This is a genomic window from Stieleria tagensis (genome assembly GCF_024129865.1).
Taxonomy (GTDB): Bacteria; Planctomycetota; Planctomycetia; order Pirellulales; family Pirellulaceae; genus Stieleria; species Stieleria tagensis.
Map to the genome: position 1 here is coordinate 1 of NZ_JAMYFE010000133.1, position 5733 is coordinate 5733.

The window sequence follows — 5733 nt, forward strand, 5'->3', positions numbered from 1 at the left end:
CAGTGACCTCTGCCGTGTGAATGCAGCCAGCGAACTCGAAAAACGCCTAAAACACCGTAAAAACAGCATTTCTCGATTCCACCAAGTACCCTGAATCGCACCGTTTCATACCTGAAAAGGGTACGGAAAAGGGTACAAAAATATTGGACAGTTCGACGGCGTTTGACGACGCAATCCGTTTAAGCTTGATTTGATCGGCGCTACGTGCCAATGTCCCAATCGATGGCACAAAAACAATTGGCATTGAAGTTTGAAACTGAGTCCCAAGACTACCGAGTCGGCCACCCACTCAGCAAACAAGATTTCATTGACCGAACACGCAATTGCTTCAATCTCTGTTCTTACTGGCTTGAAGGATGGCTTCCAGCCTACGAGTTCTGGGCCGGGGGTTTAGGCGTCTACGACCAAACCGAATGCGAGTCGATTGGAACGTTCTCCGATGCCGACCAAGTGAAGTTGCTGCATCATGATTGGACAATCGCGGCCAACACCGCGATCGCTATCGAACTTGCGTCGCAAATGATCGAGGAGCAAGGACATCCAAAAGAATGCCGAGCCCTCGTCCGTTCATTCTACTTAGCCATTGGCTTCCAAGAACTTGGTCTCGATTACGAGCAGCTCATGCCCGGGATGCCCGTTCACGTACCGATAGGGAATTGAACACCCTGAGTAGACCTAAGTCATCTGGCTTTGCAAACTGAAACTTCGACAGAAAATCGCGTTGGTTTGTCAAACTCAAGCAAGTTCGGACACACATTACTACGAGCCGGTGTCGTCAATCAGAATTCTCCGACGCAGAGAAGCGACCAGTTGTCAGCATTCAACTCGCATTCTGAGGCTACCTATCGATTTCGATACTTTTCAAGGTGGGCTGCTGGTGCTGAGTGATTCGCAAAAATCGCTCCAGCATTGTGGAGTATTAGTTCGGTGAGTTTTGTGATTGCCTACATCGACACTAGCTTTGCTTTCACCGCTTCACGTTTCTCGACGAGCCTCTGCTTGTCGGTCAGATACTTCTCGTGCTCTCGTATGTAAGCATCGGCCAGTGGCTTCGCTATGATTGTGATGTAAACACGATCCTCAGCGATCAGGGATGTGTCATCGATCGAAATCACTTTGTCGCTGTCAGTTCGTTTTAACTGTACCGTGTGGTCTTTGATGCCGACGAAGGTAGCTTCGACTTCATGCTTTCGATCAAACGTGTGCCACGTGCGGCGTTCAAATGTTGGTTGGGTTGGCTCTTTGAACGCGGCGATTGCGGCTTCGACGATTTGCAGCTCATTCTCGGTTGCTTCTCGTGCTGCCTTCTGTTGGTCGTATAGAGCGAGCTGCTGTGCATGCTGTTCCATGCGGACTGCCTGCGATTGTTGGTCACTCTTACTTAAGACAACGGCCCCATCGGAAAGATCGCCACCGCTGGATTGCGGCAATCTGCTCGCGATCTGAATCTTCCTAGCTTGCGGTGCTGAGTTACTACCGGTATCTATTGCATCACTGATTGCCGCGATAAACGCAGTGAGCAAGAAAAGACCAATAGGAAGACCTAGCACCAGGAGCACACAGCCAGCGCAGCCCTTGGCGACCGCACTCAGGTCGGTTGCGCTTCTAGTGTCGATTGATGCTGAACCGTCGCCACGTTTTAAGCCGCCACCGATGGTCGTGCTGGTCTCATAGCGAACGCCGCGGGCGCCAGCAGAGAGACGCACACGGCCCCGGCTATTGGCCCCAACTCGCACGTTCTTGGTGCCAATAGAACTACCAACGGTAACCCCACGTCGACTGACGCTGATACCGACATTGATCGGTCCGAATTTCTTCCGCTTCCCGAATCGAAAACCCATGGTGCCTAACAACTTGTTAACACTTATTGAACGCAGTTCGCCTCAAATTCGCCATCCGCATCGCGAACCATTCTGCTACCAAACCGAATACGTCCCCGATAACACATCGCACTAGCGCAACATTTTTAACGTTAAAAGACGTGGCAAGTCGACAGGCAAATATCTAGCCAACCATGATACCGATGGGCGTCCTCGACAAACAGAGCTCGTGCAGATTCCATCGACCGACGTAGGGATGTTTTTGCATTTCCGGTCCATCGATGAAGCTGTGGCTTGATTGTCATGTCAGATCTAGTCCAAGGTGTGACAAACGTCGCCCCAGGCGGTTCTGAAGTCCTCGTTGATTAACTCTGCGAGTTCGGCTTGGGTGACATCGTCACCTTGGTCGTTGAGGAATTGGACTTCGATCACGTTTTGCTTGGCGACGAAGCCGTGCCAGGCTTCGTCTCGGTACCAGTCGGCTTGCTTGTCGACTCCGACACAAAGATGTGTCGTCGTGTGGTAGGAGTTGAACAAGAAGCCTTCGAATTCCTGGACTTTTTTCGCATCCTCATTCTGGATTCCTCCCGCGACGATCCATCGTTCGCTTCGGAAGCGAATTCGGTGTTTGGTCGGTACGCCTCGGTTTGCTTTTTGCAGCGTGCTCGTCATTGGTCTGCCTGGATAAAAGAGTCGGAATACAATTCGACGAATGCCTGCGATTGTATGGATCAACACCGATGTGTCACGAAAATTTTGAATGCTGTTGATAACTTGACGAAACGGATTGCGCTTCAGGTCTCCATCGCGTACTGTGAAATCGCAACAACGTGTCTGCGATGACACAGAAACACGACGGCCATGATCTATGCATTTCTGAATCAAAAAGGCGGGGTTGGTAAAACGACCCTTTCCATCCATACAGCCGAAGAACTCGCTCGGCGGAAACGCCGGGTGCTGTTGATCGATGCCGATCCGCAGGGCAGCGCGATGAATTGGTCAAATTGCCGAGAGTCGGCTAGCTTCACCGTGGTTGGGATGCCGAAGGCGACCATTCACAAAGAGATCGAAATGCTGTCAGTCAACTACGACGATGTTGTCATTGATGGACCGCCGCGCGTGACCGAGCTGGCTCGATCGATCGTGTTGGCTGCTGATCTTGTTGTCATTCCATTGCAGCCTTCGCCTCTCGATTTGTGGGCCGCTTCAGAAACGGCCGAGCTGGTTCGTGAAGCTCAAACGTATAAACCGGAGATCGGTGTTTGCCTGGCGTTAAATCGTCGAATTGCAAATACGGCGATCGGAAGAGATGTTCGAATTGCATTGAAGGAGCTGGAGGTACCGGTGCTGCGAAGTGACATCGGACAGCGAGTAGCGTTCGCGGAAACGGCCGTGACGGGCATGACCGTTTTGAACAAGAAGCATTCCAAGGCAGCGCGCGAGATCAGGAAATTTGTCAACGAACTAAGGAGGGTAGCATGACGAAGAAAATCAAGATGCAGGCTCGGCCGGCGAAACCCGACCAAGCGGACCATTGGGTTGACAATCGAGCGCAAAGCGAGCAGTTGCCAAAGCTGAAACCGAAGCGATTGACGATCGACATCGATCCCGAATTACATACGCGATTGAAAATTCACTGTGCACAGAAGCAAGTGCAAATTGCCGATCTTCTAAGAAAGCAAATCCAATCACTCTTGGGTTGATCCTTGATCGCCTACGAGAGACTCTTTCATAAGCTATCCGTCGCGAGCCGCATTTACGGCTCTTGCAACGAAACTGTTTTCTCGTAGGCTTCGTCATTTGGTCACTCCATCTAGACATCTGAGCCGTGGAGCAAAGCGATGGACGAAGATCTGTACTCTGATTTGCTGATCGACCTTCCGCGTGGTCAGCATTCCGAGCACGTCGGACAGGCACCGCACAACTACTTTGAGCATCCCGCGAACATCGCTGCCACTGAATCCATGCGAATGGATGTTCGCAACAATCGGGAATCCAAGCTTTTCCTCGGCGTTGTCGGCGGGAAGGTGGTTACGGGAAAACGTTTACCGGACGGCCGAATACCAAGGTGGGTCCAGGGAGGTGTGCCAATCGGTGTAGCCGACGATCGGCATCATGGTCTGATCGCGGGAAGTCGGGGTGGAAAATCTCGATCGTTCTTGATGGCCAACTTGATCGCCGCACCGCGCGAAACCTCCATTGTCACCATCGACCCCAAAGGCGAATTGGCCGCCGCGACGGCAACGTATCGGGCGAAGATACTTGGCCAGGAGACAGCCGTTCTGGATTGTTTTGGATGCTCAGGCGATTCGACGCTGCGATATCGTCGAAAGCTAAACCCCATCGAGACACTTCTTGGGACCGGTCAAACAACGATTGCGGCTGATGCGATGCAGATTAGTGATGCCTTGGTTGTCGAAAACCAATCCGTTAAAGATCCGCATTGGGACGATGGTAGCCGTGAGTTCATTTCAGGGCTTTGCGTTCATGTCGCGACTCACCCGAACTACGAAGGTCGGCGGGATTTGGTGACGGTCTGGGAATTGGCAATCGCTGCGAACCAACCCGATCCGAATGACGCACACGCGTTCGCACTGGAAACCGAGATGCTGGAGAGTGATGCTGGCGGTGGCTACGTGCGAGGATGTGCGACGGCATTTTATTCTCGCACGGGAGACGAGTTTTCCAGCATGACCTCAACGGTGCGACGTCACCTCTCTTTTATCGCAGTTGACGCCGTCCGAGATATATTGCGTGGGGAGTCGATCGATCCGCGTCAAGTCAAGAATGGATCGCTTGCCCTCTACATCTGTATTCCAGCGATGCGAGAGCGGTTGATGCGAGGCTTCAAGCGATTGTGCATCCAAACGTGTCTGGCAGCCTGCGAGAACGAGCAAACGATGTTCGGCCACCAGGCCTTGTTTCTACTGGATGAATTTCATGGTCTCGGGAAACTTGACTGCATCGAAACGGCAATTGCCCAGTTTGCTGGCCTAGGAGTCAAGCTGGTTGTCATCCTGCAAGATCTCTCGCAGATCCAAGCGTTGTATCCAAAGTCTTGGCAGACGTTCATGGGAAACGTGGGCACGTTGCAGACTTTTGCAGGGTTTGATGAGGTCACGCTCAACTACCTAAGCAAGCGTCTAGGTGAAGCCATCACCGCAACCACCAGCAGCCAACGCCCGTCACGAGAGCAAATGGTCAACGACGCCTCATCCGGGCTCAATTGGTCGATCGGAACCAAACCACTGATGGCCCCCAACGAAATCGAACGTTACTTCGCCCGCGACGATCCAAAACTACGACAACTAGTGCTCCGCCCCGGTTACCGCCCGATGATCCTGCAACGCTGCTTCTACGACAAAAGCGAGCACTTCTCGATGGAGCTGTCCTGATTTGAAGCGGCAGCAAAGTATTTTATCTCAGATGCATCGCTTGCATCGGCCGACGCAGATTCAAAACGCGACAAATACGCATCGGTGAACCGCCGAGCGCGAGACCGAAGCGAATTTAGCGGAATGTAGCTGCCGAAGCTGCCGGCGTCGGCCACCGGAGCATGTTCGCGAACGGCCAGTAGTCGCAAAGAAGAACTAGGCCGAGGCGGAACCGGCCGCGGGCGTCGAGCATGCTGCAGGTCAAATCTGCTGTGCGAAGAAGAGATTGGAAGCGTGGCCGACCGATGTAGCGGTAGCTACAGCTCGGTATAGTTGGATGACTTCGAGCGGTAACGCACTCGGCCTTGTCAGCGTTCTTTCTTCTTAGTCGCTTTTTCCTTGGCCGCAGACATCTTCTTGGTCCTCGTCTTAGTAGCAGGTTCCTTCTTGGCCGCTGGCTTCTTCTTGGTCGCAGACTTCTTCTTGGTCGCAGACTTCTTCTTAGTCGCAGACTTCTTCTTAGTCGCAGACTTCTTCTT

General features: G+C 52.6%; 6 protein-coding genes. 4 read left to right on the forward strand and 2 right to left on the reverse strand.

All coding sequences use genetic code 11. The annotated features are described in order from the left end of the window. Window positions 1-222 precede the first annotated feature (222 nt). The gene (locus NHH03_RS25760) at window positions 223-660 is read left to right on the forward strand and encodes a hypothetical protein (RefSeq protein ID WP_253161203.1); all 438 of its coding nucleotides are present in this window, start codon (window positions 223-225) and stop codon (window positions 658-660) included. A 284-nt stretch (window positions 661-944) separates the two neighbouring features. On the opposite strand, the gene NHH03_RS25765 is transcribed toward NHH03_RS25760, so the two are convergent. Further along, window positions 945-1841: a DUF4236 domain-containing protein gene (locus NHH03_RS25765; RefSeq protein WP_253161205.1), complete on the reverse strand. Its 897-nt coding sequence runs from the start codon at window positions 1839-1841 to the stop codon at window positions 945-947. A 291-nt stretch (window positions 1842-2132) separates the two neighbouring features. Next, window positions 2133-2492 carry a hypothetical protein gene (locus tag NHH03_RS25770; RefSeq protein ID WP_253161207.1) on the reverse strand — a complete coding sequence of 120 codons (360 nt, stop codon included), beginning with the start codon at window positions 2490-2492 and terminating at the stop codon, window positions 2133-2135. A gap of 189 nt (window positions 2493-2681) precedes the next feature. On the opposite strand from NHH03_RS25770, the gene parA reads away from it, so the two are divergent. The 3 genes from parA to NHH03_RS25785 all read left to right on the forward strand — a co-directional run bounded on the left by parA (window position 2682) and on the right by NHH03_RS25785 (window position 5215). After that, complete coding sequence (gene parA / locus NHH03_RS25775; protein WP_253161208.1) at window positions 2682-3302, forward strand: ParA family partition ATPase; 621 nt, start codon at window positions 2682-2684, stop codon at window positions 3300-3302. Further along, the gene (locus NHH03_RS25780) at window positions 3299-3523 is read left to right on the forward strand and encodes a plasmid partition protein ParG (RefSeq protein ID WP_253161210.1); all 225 of its coding nucleotides are present in this window, start codon (window positions 3299-3301) and stop codon (window positions 3521-3523) included. The genes parA and NHH03_RS25780 overlap by 4 nt, the downstream gene beginning before the upstream one ends. A 138-nt stretch (window positions 3524-3661) precedes the next feature. After that, entirely contained in the window at window positions 3662-5215 is a 1554-nt protein-coding gene (locus NHH03_RS25785; protein WP_253161212.1) for a type IV secretory system conjugative DNA transfer family protein, read from the forward strand. The last annotated feature ends 518 nt before the right edge of the window (window positions 5216-5733 follow it).